At 71.5% G+C, this 15,536-nt stretch carries 13 protein-coding genes; 5 read left to right on the forward strand and 8 right to left on the reverse strand.

Annotated features, from left to right (window positions below):
- Nucleotides 1–12: 12 nt before the first annotated feature.
- From EJF31_RS15085 to dapE, 3 genes are read right to left on the reverse strand one after another with little or no spacing between them, the layout of a single operon-like run.
- Nucleotides 13–321, reverse strand: a complete 309-nt coding sequence (locus EJF31_RS15085; protein ID WP_125038433.1) for a DivIVA domain-containing protein — start codon at nt 319–321, stop codon at nt 13–15.
- Nucleotides 321–1,055: a TIGR00730 family Rossman fold protein gene (locus EJF31_RS15090; RefSeq protein WP_260430890.1), complete on the reverse strand. Its 735-nt coding sequence runs from the start codon at nt 1,053–1,055 to the stop codon at nt 321–323. The genes EJF31_RS15085 and EJF31_RS15090 overlap by 1 nt, the downstream gene beginning before the upstream one ends.
- Nucleotides 1,052–2,119, reverse strand: coding sequence for a succinyl-diaminopimelate desuccinylase (dapE, locus tag EJF31_RS15095; protein ID WP_125038434.1), 1,068 nt, complete (start codon nt 2,117–2,119; stop codon nt 1,052–1,054). The genes EJF31_RS15090 and dapE overlap by 4 nt, the downstream gene beginning before the upstream one ends.
- 51 nt (nt 2,120–2,170) lie before the next feature.
- Between dapE and EJF31_RS15100 the strand changes: the two genes are divergently transcribed.
- The gene (locus EJF31_RS15100) at nt 2,171–3,025 is read left to right on the forward strand and encodes an LLM class F420-dependent oxidoreductase (protein ID WP_125037975.1); all 855 of its coding nucleotides are present in this window, start codon (nt 2,171–2,173) and stop codon (nt 3,023–3,025) included.
- Here the strand turns inward: EJF31_RS15100 and ileS are convergent.
- From ileS to EJF31_RS15115, 3 genes are all read right to left on the reverse strand, one after another.
- The gene (ileS, locus tag EJF31_RS15105) at nt 3,012–6,275 is read right to left on the reverse strand and encodes an isoleucine--tRNA ligase (protein WP_125037976.1); all 3,264 of its coding nucleotides are present in this window, start codon (nt 6,273–6,275) and stop codon (nt 3,012–3,014) included. The genes EJF31_RS15100 and ileS overlap by 14 nt on opposite strands.
- A 399-nt stretch (nt 6,276–6,674) precedes the next feature.
- Complete coding sequence (locus EJF31_RS15110) at nt 6,675–7,721, reverse strand: hypothetical protein (RefSeq protein WP_260430891.1); 1,047 nt, start codon at nt 7,719–7,721, stop codon at nt 6,675–6,677.
- Nucleotides 7,722–7,842: 121 nt separating this feature from the next.
- Nucleotides 7,843–8,439, reverse strand: coding sequence for an AAA family ATPase (locus EJF31_RS15115; protein WP_125037977.1), 597 nt, complete (start codon nt 8,437–8,439; stop codon nt 7,843–7,845).
- Between the two features lie 55 nt (nt 8,440–8,494).
- Here EJF31_RS15115 and EJF31_RS15120 point away from each other — a divergent pair, with 55 nt between their 5' ends.
- From EJF31_RS15120 to EJF31_RS15135, 4 genes are all read left to right on the forward strand, one after another.
- Nucleotides 8,495–9,025, forward strand: a complete 531-nt coding sequence (locus EJF31_RS15120) for a DinB family protein (RefSeq protein WP_260430892.1) — start codon at nt 8,495–8,497, stop codon at nt 9,023–9,025.
- Nucleotides 9,026–9,070: 45 nt separating this feature from the next.
- The gene (gene dapD / locus EJF31_RS15125) at nt 9,071–10,012 is read left to right on the forward strand and encodes a 2,3,4,5-tetrahydropyridine-2,6-dicarboxylate N-succinyltransferase (RefSeq protein WP_125037978.1); all 942 of its coding nucleotides are present in this window, start codon (nt 9,071–9,073) and stop codon (nt 10,010–10,012) included.
- A gap of 27 nt (nt 10,013–10,039) precedes the next feature.
- Complete coding sequence (locus EJF31_RS15130) at nt 10,040–10,912, forward strand: hypothetical protein (RefSeq protein WP_125037979.1); 873 nt, start codon at nt 10,040–10,042, stop codon at nt 10,910–10,912.
- 268 nt (nt 10,913–11,180) lie between these two features.
- A complete protein-coding gene (locus EJF31_RS15135; RefSeq protein ID WP_185736294.1) occupies nt 11,181–12,686 on the forward strand; it encodes a helix-turn-helix transcriptional regulator in 1,506 nt (501 codons plus the stop codon).
- A gap of 210 nt (nt 12,687–12,896) precedes the next feature.
- On the opposite strand, the gene EJF31_RS15140 is transcribed toward EJF31_RS15135, so the two are convergent.
- Both EJF31_RS15140 and EJF31_RS15145 read right to left on the reverse strand, forming a co-directional pair.
- Entirely contained in the window at nt 12,897–14,279 is a 1,383-nt protein-coding gene (locus EJF31_RS15140) for a HAMP domain-containing sensor histidine kinase (RefSeq protein WP_185736295.1), read from the reverse strand.
- Complete coding sequence (locus tag EJF31_RS15145) at nt 14,272–15,399, reverse strand: cytochrome P450 (RefSeq protein ID WP_185736296.1); 1,128 nt, start codon at nt 15,397–15,399, stop codon at nt 14,272–14,274. Before EJF31_RS15145 ends, EJF31_RS15140 begins: the two co-directional genes overlap by 8 nt.
- Nucleotides 15,400–15,536: the final 137 nt, after the last annotated feature.

A 15,536-nucleotide genomic window follows, 5' to 3' on the forward strand; every position in this document is an offset into this window, starting at 1 on the left:
GAGCATCCTGCCCTACGCCGGGGGTTGGTCGCCACGACCCTCCGGGTTCGTGGACCGTTCATCCGCGGCCCCGGGATCCGGCCGCGACTCGATCTGGGTGGCCAGCCGGTCGAGCAGCGCGTCCACCTCGGACATCCGGTAGCCGCGGAAGGCCAGCGAGAACCGCACGCGTCGCAGGTCGTCTGACGCGAGCGGGCCCGAGGCCGGCAGGCCGAGGTCGGGGCGGTCGCCGTACTCCTCGGCGAGGGGGGTCCCGCGGCCCGCGGCGAGCGCGGCGATCCCGCCCATGGCGAGCACGATCAGGATCGCGAAGAGCCACATCACGACAGGTCGCCGTTCCTGGCGGCCACCATCAGGGCCACCGCCTCGTCGACGTCATCGGTCAGCGTGAGGAAGTCGAGGTCCCGCTGGCTGATCGTGCCCTCGGCCAGCTGGGTGTCGCGCATCCAGTCGAGCAGGCCCCGCCAGTACGTCGTGCCGAGCAGCACGATCGGGAACCGGGTCACCTTGACCGTCTGCACCAGGGTCAGCGCCTCGAACAGCTCGTCGAGGGTGCCGACGCCGCCGGGGAGCACGACGTAGCCCTGGGAGTACTTGATGAACATCGTCTTGCGGGCGAAGAAGTAGCGGAAGTTGATGCCCTTGTCGACCCACTGGTTGAGGCCGGACTCGAAGGGCAGCTCGATGCCGAGGCCGACGCTCACGCCGCCGGCCTGGCTGGCGCCCTTGTTGGCGGCCTCCATCGAGCCGGGGCCGCCGCCCGTGATGACCGCGAAGTTCGCCTCGGCGAGCTTGCGGCCGACCTCCTCGGCCTGGGCGTACGTCGGGTGGTCGGCCGCCGTGCGCGCCGAGCCGAAGACGGAGATCGCCGGCCCGAGCTCGGCCAGGGCCCCGAACCCCTCGATGAACTCGGCCTGGATGCGCAGCACCCGCCAGGGATCGGTGTGCACCCAGTCGGTCGGGCCGCGACTGTCGAGGAGGCGCTGGTCGGTGGTCTCGGTCTCCTCGGCCTGGTGGCGACGCTTGAGGACCGGGCCGGTGTAGCGGTCCTTCACGACCCGGCTCCCAGCCAGGTGCGCAGCAGCCGCTCGCAGCGCTCGATGTGCTCGACCGGCACGTGCTCCTCCTGCTTGTGCGCCAGCATCGGGTCGCCGGGGCCGAAGTTGACCGCCGGGACGCCGAGGCCGGTGAAGCGGGCCACGTCGGTCCAGCCGAACTTCGGGTTGACCTCGCCGCCGACCGCCTCGACGAACGCCTTGGCCGCGGGCACGTCGAGACCCGGCAGGGCTCCGGGCGCGCTGTCGGTGAGGGTGACGTCGTAGCCGTCGAAGAAGTCGCGGACGAACTGCTCGGCCTCGGCCTCGCTGCGGTCCGGCGCGAAGCGGAAGTTGACCTCGACCACGCACTCGTCGGGGAGCACGTTGCCGGCGACGCCGCCGCGGATGAACACGGCGTTGAGGCCCTCGTGGTACTCCAGGCCGTCGATGACCGGCCGGCGGGCGTCGTACTGCTCGAGCCGGGCGAGGATGCCGGAGGCCTTGTGGATGGCGTTGACGCCCTTCCAGCTGCGGGCGCTGTGGGCGCGCTCGCCGGTGGTGCGGACCTCGACGCGCAGGGTGCCCTGGCAGCCCGCCTCGACGACGGCGTTGGAGGGCTCCATGAGGATCGCGAAGTCGCCGGTCATCAGCTCGGGGTTGCTGGCGGAGAGCTTGGTGAGGCCGTTGAACTCGGCGTCGATCTCCTCCGCCTCGTAGAGGATGAACGTGACGTCGCGGTTGGGCTCGGTGACGTGCTTGGCGAGCCGCAGGATGACCGCGTCGCCGCCCTTCATGTCGCAGGTGCCGAGGCCGTGCAGGAGGTCGCCCTCGCGGCGCGCGGGCAGGTTGTCGTTGACCGGCACGGTGTCGAGGTGGCCGGCGATGACGACGCGCTCGCCGCGGCCGAGGTCCGTGCGGGCCACGACGGTGTGGCCGTGGCGGGTGACGGTGAGGTGGTCCAGCGGGCGCAGCGCCGCCTCGACGGCGTCGGCGATCGCCCGCTCGTCCTGGCTGACCGACTCGATGTTGACCAGCTGCTCGGTGAGGGTGACGGCGTCGAGGTCGAGGTCGAGATGAGACATGGGGTCATCCAACCAGTTCCCAGAAACTGGAACAGGTTCTAGTATCCCCACATGCGCCACGGCATCGTCCTGTTCACCTCCGACCGTGGGATCACCCCCGCGGCAGCCGCGCGGGCGGCCGAGGAGCGCGGCTTCGACACGTTCTACGTCCCCGAGCACACCCACATCCCGGTCAAGCGCGAGGCGGCCCACCCCCGCACCGGCGACGAGACGCTCCCCGACGACCGCTACACCCGGACCCTCGACCCGTGGGTCTCGCTGGCCACGGCGGCCGCGGTCACCTCCCGGATCCGGCTCTCGACCGCCGTCGCGCTGCCCGTCGAGTCGGACCCGATCACGCTCGCGAAGCAGATCGCCACGCTCGACCACCTGTCCGGCGGCCGGGTCACGCTCGGCGCCGGCTTCGGGTGGAACACCGACGAGCTCGCCGACCACCACGTCCCCGCCGGGAGGCGCCGCACGGTCCTGAAGGAGTACGTCGAGGCGATGCGCGCCCTGTGGACGCAGGAGGAGGCGTCGTACGAGGGCGAGTTCGTGTCGTTCGGCGCCTCGTGGGCGTGGCCCAAGCCGGTGCAGGCGCACGTGCCGCTGCTGATCGGGGCCGGCGGCGGCCCGAAGACCTTCCGCTGGATCGCCGAGCACGCCGACGGCTGGATGACCACACCGGTCGAGCAGGACATCACCGGCAAGGCCGACGCGCTCCGCGCCGCCTGGGCCGAGGCCGGGCGGTCCGGCTCACCGGACCTGCACGTCCTCGTCGCCACCCAACCCTCCCCCGAGGACCTCGCCGCGTGGGCGGCCGCGGGCGCGACCGAGCTGATCTGGGGCGTGCCGGACGCCGGCCCGGAGGTCGTCGAGGCCTACCTCGACAAGCTCGCGGGCCGGCTGGGAGTCACGCCCGGCTGACGGCGACCGTCGCCTTCTCGTTGTCGCCGACGGTCACGGCCGTGCCGTCGCCGTTGGCCTCGACCACGGCGTACGACGACGCGAGGGTCTCGCTCGAGATCAGCGACTCGTGGGTGCGGGCGGCCGCCTGCACGGCGGGCGAGCCGCCGATCGTCAGCGCGATCCGGTCGGAGACCTCGAGCCCGGCGTCGCGGCGGGCCTGCTGGACGGCGCGGACCAGGTCGCGGGCGAGGCCCTCGGCGGCCAGCTCGGGCGTGACGGCCGTGTCGAGCACGACGAAGCCGCCGCGTGGGAGCATGCCCGTCACGGACGCGTCGTCGGCGGACCCGGCGACGGTCTCGAGGGAGTACTCCCCCTCGACCAGCGCGAGGCCGCCCGCGGTCACCGTGCCGTCCTCGGCCACCGACCAGTCGCCGGACTTCGAGCCCTTGATGGCGGTCTGCACGTCCTTGCCCAGGCGCGGGCCGGCCGCGCGGGCGTTGACGGTCAGCTTCTGCGAGACGCCGTACGCCGCGGCCTCGGGCGCGTCGTCGGCCAGCAGGCGCACCGCCTTGACGTTGAGCTCGTCGGAGATGATCCCCTCGAAGCCGGCGAGCGCGGCCGGGTCGGCGACGACGACGGTGAGCAGCGAGAGCGGCAGCCGGTTGCGCAGGTTGCCGGCCTTGCGCAGCGCGGAGGTCGCCGAGCAGATGTCGCGGACCTGGTCCATCGCGGCCACGAGCGCGTCGTCACCGGGCAGCTCGTCGACGGTCGGCCAGTCGGTCAGGTGCACCGAGCGCCCGCCGGTCAGGCCGCGCCAGATCTCCTCGGTCGTCAGCGGCAGCAGCGGCGCGGTCACCCGGCACACCACCTCGAGCACGGTGTAGAGGGTGTCGAACGCCTCGGCGTTGTCGCCCCAGAACCGGTCGCGCGAGCGGCGGATGTACCAGTTGGTGAGCACGTCGAGGAAGGACCGCGTCGAGTCGCACGCGTTGGCCACGTCGTAGTTGTCGAGCTGGTCGGTCATCTGCGCGACGTACTGGCGGCACTTCGCGAGGAGGTAGCGGTCCAGCGGGTCCTGCGAGGCCGTCGAGGCCTGGGCGTCGTACCCCTCACCGGCGGCGTTGGCGTAGAGCTGGAAGAAGTACCAGCTGTTCCACAGCGGGATCAGCACCTGTCGCACCGAGTCGCGGATGCCCTGCTCGGTGACGACCAGGTTGCCGCCGCGCAGGATCGGCGAGGACATGAGGAACCAGCGCATCGCGTCGGCGCCGTCGCGGTCGAAGACCTCGCGCACGTCGGGGTAGTTGCGCAGCGACTTCGACATCTTGTTGCCGTCGGAGCCGAGCACGATGCCGTGGCTGACGCAGGTCTCGAACGCCGGCCGGTCGAAGATCGCGGTCGCCAGGATGTGCAGCGTGTAGAACCAGCCGCGGGTCTGGCCGATGTACTCGACGATGAAGTCCGCCGGGAAGTGGTGCTCGAACCAGTCGGAGTTCTCGAACGGCACGTGCACCTGGGCGAAGCTCATCGAGCCGCTGTCGAACCAGACGTCGAGCACGTCGGGGACGCGGCGCATCATCGACTTGCCCGTCGGGTCGTCGGGGTTGGGGCGCACCAGGTCGTCGACGTACGGGCGGTGCAGGTCCTTCACCTCGACCCCGAAATCGCGCTCGAGCTGCTCGAAGGAGCCGTAGACGTCGATGCGCGGGTAGGCCTCGTCGTCGCTCTTCCACACCGGCACGGGGGAGCCCCAGAAACGGTTGCGGGTGATCGACCAGTCGCGGGCGTTCTCCAGCCACTTGCCGAACTGGCCCTGCTTGATGTGGTCGGGCACCCAGCGGATCTGCTCGTTGAGCTCGAGCATCCGCTCCTTGATCGCGGTGACCTCGACGAACCACGACGAGACGCCCTTGTAGATCAGGGGCTCGCGGCAGCGCCAGCAGTGCGGGTAGGAGTGCTCGTAGGACTCGCGGCGCAGCAGGATCGTGCCCGGGCTGACGGCGCCCTGGGTCTCGGCAGGCTCGACCGACGAGTAGTTGCGGGTCGCGGCCTTGAGGTGGTCGATGACGTGCGGGTTGGCGTCGAAGACCAGCATCCCGGCGTAGTCGTCGACGGGGTGCGTGAAGCGGCCGTCCTTGCCGACCGGCATGACTGCCTCGATGCCCTCGCGGTCGGTCACCTCCTTGTCGACCTCACCGAACGCGCCGGCGGTGTGGACCACGCCGGTGCCGTCCGTGGTGGTGACCGCGTCGTCGGCGGCGACCACACGGAAGGCACGGTCGTGCCCGGCGTAGTAGGTGAACGGCGGCGTGTAGGTGCGCCCGACCAGGTCGGCGCCGCGGTAGCGGCCGAGCACGACGGGCTCGCCGTCGGGGCCGGCGAGCTCGCGGGCGTACGACGCCAGCCGCGCCTCGGCCAGCAGGTAGCGCGCGGTGCGGTCGGTGCCGGGGACGGCCGCCTCGACGACGACGTACTCGATGTCGGAGCCGACCATGACGGCCAGGTTGGACGGCAGGGTCCACGGGGTCGTCGTCCAGATGAGGATGTGGGCGCCGTCGAGGACCTCGTCCTCGCCGGTCGCGTCGAGCGGGTAGCCGACCGTGACCGCCGGGTCGTTGCGGTTCTGGTAGACGTCGTCGTCCATCCGCAGCTCGTGGTTGGACAGCGGCGTCTCGTCGTTCCAGCAGTAGGGCAGGACGCGGAAGCCCTCGTAGACCAGGCCCTTGTCGTAGAGCTGCTGGAACGCCCAGATGACCGACTCCATGTACTCGGGGTTCATGGTCCGGTAGTCGTTGTCGAAGTCGACCCAGCGCGCCTGGCGGGTGACGTACTCGCGCCAGTCGCCGGTGTACTTCATGACCGACTCGCGGCAGGCGGCGTTGAACTTCTCGATGCCCATCTCGACGATCTCGTCGGTGGTCTTGATGCCGAGCTGGCGCATCGCCTCGAGCTCGGCGGGCAGCCCGTGGGTGTCCCAGCCGAAGCGGCGCTCGACGCGCTTGCCGCGCATCGTCTGGTAGCGCGGGATCAGGTCCTTGACGTAGCCGGTGAGCAGGTGGCCGTAGTGCGGCAGGCCGTTGGCGAACGGCGGGCCGTCGTAGAAGACGAACTCGTTGGCGCCGTTCTCCCCCGCGTCGCGCTGGTCGACGCTGGCCTGGAAGGTGTCGTCGGCCTCCCAGTAGGCGAGGACGCGCTCCTCGATCTCGGGGAAGCGGGGGCTCGACGGGACGCCACCCTCGGCGTTGGTGGAGACCTTGGGGTAGGTCATCGGCTCTCCTGCGGTTCGTCGTCGGTCTCGGTGATCGAGCTTGTCGAGATCACGAGGACGACGCTCCCAGCTTCGGGATGCCGCGGTACCACCTCGCTTGCCGCACCCCGTGCTGCCTGGGACACGACCGCTTCGTTCACGGCTGTGACGGGCCTACCCGTCCGGTTCTACTGGGTCTCGGTGGTCGAGCATGTCGAGACCGTTCTTCCGGAGGCTCGCCGCTGATGACGGCTCGAACGCCTGTGGGGCACAGCGTACGGCGCCCCCTGGGCCGGGGCGAATCAGTTGCAGGGGTTTCCCGGGATAGTCCCCACCACAGTTGTCCCGAAAGCGGTCCTGCGACAGCAACTGTGGTGGGGACTATCCCGATTCTGCCCTCGGAGACGCGACCCGTGCGCGCTAGACGACGCGCCGGTGACGCAGCCAAAGCCGGCGCTGTTCGACGTCGAGGGCCCGACGTTGCTCGACAGTGTGGGTGGGGACCCACCAGTGCGGGAGCTCGAGGGTCCACTCCCTCTTTGCCGCGGGCACATGGCGCGCCCGCCGGTAGGCGTCGTCGAGTCGATGTAAGAAGGACGACGAGTCACCCAGGTCGCTGCCCACCATCGTGACGGGCTCCAGCCCGACCCGACGGAAGTCCGCCTCGCGACGCAGGTCGACGGCCCGCTGCTGCCCTTCGAGGTGCAGCTCGCCGGCGTACTCACCGGTGACTCCAGCCTCCGGATCGATCAGGTCCGGGGTCCCGATGTGTCGGCCCTCGCGATCGAACACCGGGACGTTGAAGAGCGGGCGTGGGTGGCCCGCGTCCAACTGCCACGCCAACCCCATGAGGACCTCGGGTGGAGACCAGGCGTTCTCCACGGCGTGGCCGAGTGCCCAGCGGCACCGCGGGATTCCCGTCCAGCCGCTGTGCGCAGCGGCATACGCGGCCATCTCCGCGATGCTGACCAGATCGGAGTACGCCGCCATGGATAGCACCACCGCTGCAGCCCGGTCGCTGGGCGCGTAGCGCATCTCGAAGCAGGCGGATCGCACCGCCGTCGTCACGCTGAGACCGTCGACGCACACGACGTCGCGCGGATCCAGGCGCTCCTCGGAGATCGCGATCCCGGACCGCTCGCGCACGGTGCGGCCGGCGGTCGCAACCACGACCGGCCGCCGGCCATTGACCCCGCGGCTCCCGTCGAACCACGCCCCACCCAACCAGTGGAGCGCTGCCCACCCGGTGACAGCACCGTCGTGCGGTGCGAGCACCGAAGCCTCGAGGATCCGTTGGTTCGGGTCGTCCGCGGCGACTCCGGCCGGCACGTAGAAGCCCCGGGAGATCTTGCGCCACGCCTTGCCCCGCGCCTGCCCGACCGTGGGGCCGTTCTCGCCCGTCCGGTCGAGACGCACCGGCGCGACCAGCTCAGGTCGCGAGGGGTGGAAGGGAGGCAGTTCGTGCACGCCTTCATGCTCGGCGGGACCGCCGACGTGGGCGTGTAGTTATCCACAGGCGCCGATTGTCGGGATAGTCCCCACCGCAGTTGTCGTGATTTCGCCCCTGGGACAGCAACTGTGGTGGGGACTATCGCGACAAGCCGTCCAGCCAGGCCAGCACCCGGGTCGCGACCTCGTCCGGGGTGAGGTGGGTGTTGTCGAGGCGCAGGTGGGGCATCCCCGCGAGCACCGCGTCGGCCGCCGCCGGGCGCTCGGGGTCGGTGTTCATCCGGTAGGACTCCTCGAGCTCACGCACGTGCGCGTCGGACCACGCGAGGTCGCGCTTGGAGCGCTTGTGGTCGATCCGGTCGGCGTGCCGGTTGCGGTCGAGCCGGACCGGGAGGTCGGCGTACAGCTCGAGGCACGAGACCCGCAGCCCGGCGTCGGTGTACGGCGCGATGAGCCGGCGCACGTAGTCCGCGTCCTCCGGCAGCTCGACGTTCCAGACGAACGAGAAGATGAGCCGGGTGTCGTTGGCGACGGCCTCCTCGACCACCCGCCGGCGGAACTCGGCGTTGAGGACGCGGAAGGCGGGCGAGTCGAAGCCGAAGATCTCCAGCAGCGGCTCGATCGTGTGGTGGTTGTGGAAGAGCCGGAAGTCCGAGGCGGCACAGACGGCCCGCCCGACCGTCATCTTGCCGACGGCCGGCGGTCCGGTGATGAGCAGCAGCTCCCCCGATGACATGCGCCGGACGATATGCGGTTGCCGCGCGACCGCGCGACCCGATTGGCTTGCGCCCATGAGCGACATGTGGCTGCCGGCCGACCAGGACCCCCGGATGCAGGCCGGACCGACCCGGGGCGAGCGCGATTGCCTCGTGGGCTACCTCGAGCACTACCGCACCACGCTCGAGCTCAAGTGCGACGGCCTCACCCCCGCGCAGCTCGCGACCCGTTCGGTGCCGCCGTCGACGATGTCGCTGCTGGGCATGGTGCGACACATGGCCCGGGTCGAGCAGAGCTGGTTCCGGCGGGTGATCGACGGACACATGGAGATCACCCGACTGTTCCAGGACGACGACGGCGGGTTCGACTTCGACGCGGCCGCCGTCGACGAGGCGTTCGTGGCCGACATGTGGCGGCTCTGGCGCGACGAGGTGGCCCACGCTCGCGAGGTGCTCGCGCGCACCGACCTCGACGCGGTCGTGGACGTGCACGGCGAGCCCAGCGAGGTGCGCGACATCATCGTGCACATGATCGAGGAGTACGCCCGCCACCTCGGCCACGCCGACCTGCTCCGCGAGTGCCTCGACGGCCGCACCGGCCAGTGAGCGGCCAGTGAGGCTGTGACCCGGCCCATTCCCTAGGCTGGGGGCGTGACGAACGCAGCCTGGGGCCACGGCCTCGCCACCCTCGACAGCACCGGATCCGTCCTCGACGTCTGGTTCCCCTCCCCTGCCCTGGGCTCGGCGCCGGCCGACGCGGCCGCACCCGCCGAGCTCACCGCGCTGGAGGGCAGCGACGAGGCGCGCGGCACCACCCGGGAGGTCCGGCTCGTCGAGATCGCCGACCTCGACGAGGCGCCGACCTCGACCGAGGACGTCTGGCTCCGCCTGCACCTGCTCTCGACCCGTCTCGTCGCCCCCCACGGCCAGTCGCTCGAGGGGATCTTCGGGTTCCTCGCCAACGTCGTGTGGACCTCCGCCGGCCCGTGCGCGGTCGAGGGCTTCGAGCTCACCCGTGCCCGGCTCCGCGCCGCCGGCCAGCACGTCACCGTCTTCGGCGTCGACAAGTTCCCGCGGATGGTCGACTACGTCGTGCCCAGCGGCGTCCGCATCGCCGACGCCGACCGCGTCCGCCTCGGCGCCCACCTCGCCTCCGGCACGACCGTCATGCACGAGGGCTTCGTGAACTTCAACGCCGGCACGCTCGGCGCCTCCATGGTCGAGGGCCGCATCTCGGCGGGCGTCGTGGTCGGCGACGGCTCCGACGTCGGCGGCGGGTCGTCGATCATGGGCACCCTCTCGGGCGGCGGCAAGGAGGTCATCTCCGTGGGCGAGCGCTGCCTGCTCGGCGCCAACGCCGGCATCGGCATCTCGCTCGGCAACGACTGCGTCGTCGAGGCCGGTTGCTACGTCACCGCCGGCACCAAGGTCACCATCACCGACATGGACTCCAAGCCCAAGGTCATCAAGGCCGCGGGGCTCTCGGGAGCCAACAACGTGCTGTTCCGCCGCAACTCCGTCACGGGCACCATCGAAGCCGTGCCGTGGAAGGGCGACGGCATCGAGCTCAACGCCGCCCTCCACGCCAACTAGGCGGCGAGCGGCCGTGAGAGACCGCTCATGAGGATCCGGACCTTCGTCGCCCTGGCCGTCGTCGGCGTCGCGGGCATCGCCGTGGCCACGGGGTACGGCGTGCTGCACCACGTCCCCGACCTGCTGAGCCCCGACGAGTGCCGCGCCAGCGTGGCCGGCCACGAGGTCACGCTGGCGACCGAGCAGGCCGAGAACGCCGCGCTGATCTCGGCGATCTCGGTCCAGCGGGGCATGCCCGCCCGGGCGGCCTCGATCGCGCTGGCGACCGGCTTCCAGGAGTCCAAGCTCTACAACCTCGAGTCCGGGGACCGCGACTCGGTCGGCCTCTTCCAGCAGCGGCCGAGCCAGGGCTGGGGGACGCGGGAGCAGATCCTCAACCCCTACTACTCGATCAACGCCTTCTACGACGCCCTCGAGAAGGTCGACGGCTACGAGACGATGCGCATCACCGAGGCCGCCCAGGAGGTGCAGCACTCCGGCTACCCCGAGGCGTACGCCGACCACGAGGCCGACGCCCGAGTCCTCGCCTCGGCGCTCACCGGCGAGTCCGCGCACGTCTTCAGCTGCACCGTCGACGAGCCGGGCAGCGCCTCGAAGAAGATCGGCAGCAACGGGCTGACCCACCGCGCCGAGACCGTGCGCCGCGACATCGAGGCGGCGTTCGGCGACCAGACCGCCACTCCCGTCGGCGACGGCGGCCGGGCCTTCGAGGTCACCATCGACCAGGTCGGCCACGGCTGGGCGATGGCGCAGTACCTCGTCGCGATGGCCGACCGGCTCTCGATCTCCGACGTCGCCTACGACGGCCACGTCTGGTCGTCGGGCTCGTCGTCGAAGGACGGCTGGACGACGGCGTCGGGCGCAGGGTCGGCGCGGCTGCGGGTGACCGTCCACCGGTGACGTGCGGAAGGCCCGACGGGGGGCGTCGGGCCTTCCTGATGGCCCGACCAGTCCCCTGACAGGTCGGACCAAGTCCTCCCGATCGCGAGCCCCCGATGTACCGACCGCACACCCCCGTGGGTGCGGCCGCGCTGACCACGATCCGGCGAACACTGCCATGGTGACGGCCGGCCGAGGCGCATCGGCCTTTGTTGCATGATCTCGACTTTGCGGGACAAAGGGCGCGAATCACCGGTCCCTGCGGGCACGGATGGCCGAGGATGGGCGCGTGCCCAAGGTCTCCCCCGCCGCCGACGACAGGACTCCTCTGGCCGGCTCCCGCATCGACATCCCGGTCCGCATCGGTTGGCTGCTGCGGACCCACCGCATGGTGGCCGGGCTGTCCCTGCGCGAGATGTCCGTGGAGCTGACCGCGCGCGGCGTGCGCCTGTCGTCGTCCACCCTGAGCCGGATCGAGACCGAGGGTCATCGCTCGCCCGCGGCCCTGGACGGCTACGCCGACGTCCTGGGCCTGCCCGACGGGCTGCTGCGGGGCACCATCGGTCTCCTCTGCCGGACCTTCCGCTACGCACCACCCGAGTCCCGGGAGCAGGGCGAACCCGGGAGGCCGAGCCTCGACCGGTTCAGCGCGGCATGCGACGCGGTCGACGTGCCGGCACCTACGGGCGGCGCGTGGATGCGCTTCGCGCGCGCACACTCCTACACCAGCGGTTTCGGGCTGCCGGTCCGCCTCATGGAGCCACACCTCCTCCGCATCAACGCCGAGCTGGGACTCGCCGTCGGCACGGCCATGATCACGCGCCACGAGGCGCTGTCCTCGCTGCGCATCGGCCCCTACGGTGACCTGCTCGAGGAGGTGACCCGGGACGAGATCCTCGTCCCCGGCCACCCTGCCGTCGACCGTCTGTTCGGCCCCCTCTCGGACCGCCCCACTCGCTCGCTGCTGCACTGGCTCAACGACCTCCTGCGCCACGAGCGAGTGGAGCTCTCCCGAAGCGCGACGTACGCCCTCCAGAGCATGCTGCTCAGTGGCGACCTCGACGCTCGCGAGTGGGCGACCCTCGTCCCGGCACTGGTCGAGGCCTGGTCCGACCCGGACCCCGGACGTCGCTCCGCCCTCGCGCAGCTCGCGACCGCTCTGCCGCCCGAGCTGCAGCGGGAGGTACGGCGGTCCTGCGACGTCGACGCCGCCCTCCCGGCACCACCGCCGGACTGGTCGCGGAGCCGCCGGAACCGTCACTACGAGCGGGCACGGGAACTCGGGCGAGCCGTGTGCGCTCGCCTCGGGCACCCCGAGGAGCCGCTCCTCGACCGACTCGTCTTCGAGAGCCTCTTCGAGATCCGCGGCGTGCGGATGGCCCATGCCCTGATGCTCCTGCGCGCCTCGGCGTTCCGGGATGCGTTCGCGGAGGTCCTGCTCGAGGAGCTCCCCCGTGCCCGCGACGAGGACGCCCGCACCGCCATGCGACGCGCGCTGGTGAGCATGCATCAGGGCCGCCCACTCCCGGAGGGAGCCGGGCTCCTGGAGTCCGAGGACGACGCGGACTTCGTCACCGGGGTGCGACTGATCGGGTCGGGTGGCGGCGTGCTGCCGGACGCCGCCGTCGAGCGCGGACTGGCCGGGGACGAGGAGGCCCGACGCCACACGGTGACCGCCCTGGGCCAGGCCAATGACCCGCGGCTGCGTGCGCTGCGGGAACGCGCCGGACTGTCACGAGAACTCCGCGACTCGGCCGTCTGGTGGTCCGACCGCAGTGGTCGAATCCTGATCTGAGCTTGAGTGTGGGAGGTGGAGTGGCCGCTTGACCCCCGTGCATGCGGCCACCCCACCAAACCCCGGCCCCACACCAGGGCGGCCATGTTGTCCGGCCTGGGGAAAATCTAGGCGAGGGCTGAGCCCCGAATCACTTTGTCCCGCAAAGCCGACTTTCCGGGACAAAGGATCCGGTGGTGCCGCGGGACTGGTATTGCAGGCGCCCAGACCTCAGCGCTCGGGGCTGACCACGGCGGGGAGGTCGACCCAGAAGGCGGCACCCTCGCCCGGGATGGACTCCACCCCCATGAGCCCCCCGTCGCGCTCGACGATGGAGCGCGAGAGGGCGAGGCCCAGGCCCGTGCCCCGCACCTCGGGGTCGGCGAAGCGCACGAAGGGCTTGAACACGTCGGCCTGCTGCTCCGGGCTCAGGCCGGGGCCCGTGTCGTGCACGGTGATCCGCACGTGCGCAATTCCCTGGTCGTCGGACGAGGTGGACGTCACCACACTGACCCGCCCCCCGGGGCGGTTGTAGGCGATCGCGTTGCCGACCAGGTTCGCAAGCACCTGACGCAGGCCGGACGGCGTGGTCAGGACGCACTCGGTGATGTCCGGGGGGAACGAGACCGTCACTCCGGCGGTGAGTGCGGGCGCCCGCAGCCAGTGCACGACGTCACTCACGGCCTCCGCGACGCTGACCGCCTGGCGGGGGGTCCCGCCACCCAGTTCCTGCCCCGTCTCCAGGAGGGAGTCGATGACCGCGAGCAGCTGCTCAGCAGCGCTGAGCACCACCCCCGAGTCCTTCACGACGCCGGTGGCGAATCCCGCGACCGTGTCCCGGTCTGGCCCCTCCTGGTCCGACTGCTCGACCAGGTCCGCAGCCTCGTCGGCCAGGAGCTCGGCCGTGCCGATGATGGCGCTGATCGGGGTGCGCAGCTCGTGGCCGAGCGCCGAGAAGAAGTGCTGCTGGCTCTCCCTGGCCTGGTCACCTCGGGCAATGGCATCGGCCAGGGACACACGCGCGCGCTCCGCGGCCATGCGTGAGGCCAGAGCGGCCGTGAGCACCTGCACCGCAGCCAGGGTCTCCGCCGGCCACGGGCCGGGCTCGGCCCGCGCCACACCGATGCTGCCGTAGCTCGTGCCGTCGCAGAGCATGCTGCTGCCGACGGCGGCGTAGGAACCGCCGGCCTCGATCTCGGTGCGATCGCCCTCCGCCTCCCCGTCGAGCAGGCCTGTGTCGGTGATGCCCACGACCCCGTGCTCGCGGACCTGCTGGGAGAACCACGGCAGCGACAGGGCGCGGCCCGCACCGGCGTCGGCGCCCACATGGGCCGTGGGGATCACGCCCTCGGCGACGCGCTCCATCAGCCAGGCGCGGTCCCCGAGTCGGATCCAACCCTGCTCCTGGTCGGGCCGCAGCGTGGTCGACACCACGGACAGGCGTGACGCGGTCGGGTTGACCGATGCGAGGGCGTCCACCGTGACGGTGAAGGCCTCGGTCAGGCTGAGCCCACCGGTGAGGATCCTGGTCACCGCCGCCTGCACCTCGGGCGGGATCGGGGCGGGCGTCGCAAACACGAGGGCCCGCTCGGGTCCGAGCACGTCGTCAGCCACCGAGGACCACCCTCGCCGGCGAGGGCCGCAGGCCACGGCTGGCGTCGATGCGCACCGGGCCGGGCGACCGCAGGTGCTGCCCCACCCCGCGCTCGACGAGGTGGACGAGCTGCGCCAGGGCCAGGTTGCGCCCGGGGCACGCATGGGGGCCGGCGCCGAACGGCAGCCAGGCACCCGGCCGCGCCGTGTCGTCGCACCAGCGGGTCGGGTCGAAGTCCGTCAGCGGCTTGAAGCCCGACTCGGGGCCGGGCGCCACCTCGTCGAGCTGGCCGAGCGCACGGGGGCTCACCACGAGCGGCGTGTACGCCGGCAAGGTCACTCCGCCGATCACGGACTCACTGAGGGCGATCCGCGGGAGCAGCCACGTGGGCGGGTAGAGACGCAGCGTCTCCCAGACGATCGCGAGACGCAGCCGTTGATCGGTGACGGCCTCGTCGGCCACGTCCGGATGGGCTGCGAGCTGCTGGAGCACCCAGGCTCCGGCCGCGATCGGCACCTGGACGCCGGCCGCCAGGGCGGTCGCCATCGCGCTCGACGCCGAGACACCGACCTCGGCGAGGGCGGCACGCAGGTCGCGGAGCGCCCGCTGCTCACGACGGCGCTCGGCGGACCAGCGACGGGGCGGTCGCGCCGCGCTGATCACGGGGGCCAGCGCGTCGACCCAGGCCAGAGTCAGCTCCGCGATCCGGTCCCTGGTTGCGTGATCGGCGGCCGGCACCAGGGCAGCGGTGGTCGACCTGCTCACGGGCAGCCGGAGCAGGTCGAGGGTGTGGACGGTGATCTCGCCGAGGTCGGCGGGTGCCGGAGGCCAGGCGGAGGCGAGCTCGGCGACGAAGACGGCCCGCCCGGCGGCGACAGCGTCCGGCGCCAGTGACGTGGTCGGCTTGTCGGGGCGCCCATCGGACTGAGCGGCTCCGAGGTCAGCGAGCGGACGGCGGCTCGCGTCGAACGGGATCGGGAAGCGGCGTACGTCCTTGAGGACGGCGCGGGCGTCGGCCAGCGTCGGGACGAGCACCGGACCGCGTGGGTTGAGCCAGACCGGGGTCGGCGACCCGACCGCAGAAGCAACGGCACCGAGGATCCCGTCGGGATCCCCGGTGCCGTCTTCAGGTGTTGCCAACGACATCAGTGCGTCGGGACCCACGGGTACACGCCGCGCAGAGCGCGCAGGGCGCGCGAGGTCGCGCGGCGCTGCTTGATCTTCGAGATCACCGAGGCTCCTTTCCTGGGGGTGGATCCGTGCCCCGAGTACCCGGA

Source organism: Nocardioides sp. LS1, from assembly GCF_003865225.1.
Classification (GTDB): Bacteria; Actinomycetota; Actinomycetes; order Propionibacteriales; family Nocardioidaceae; genus Nocardioides; species Nocardioides ginsengisegetis.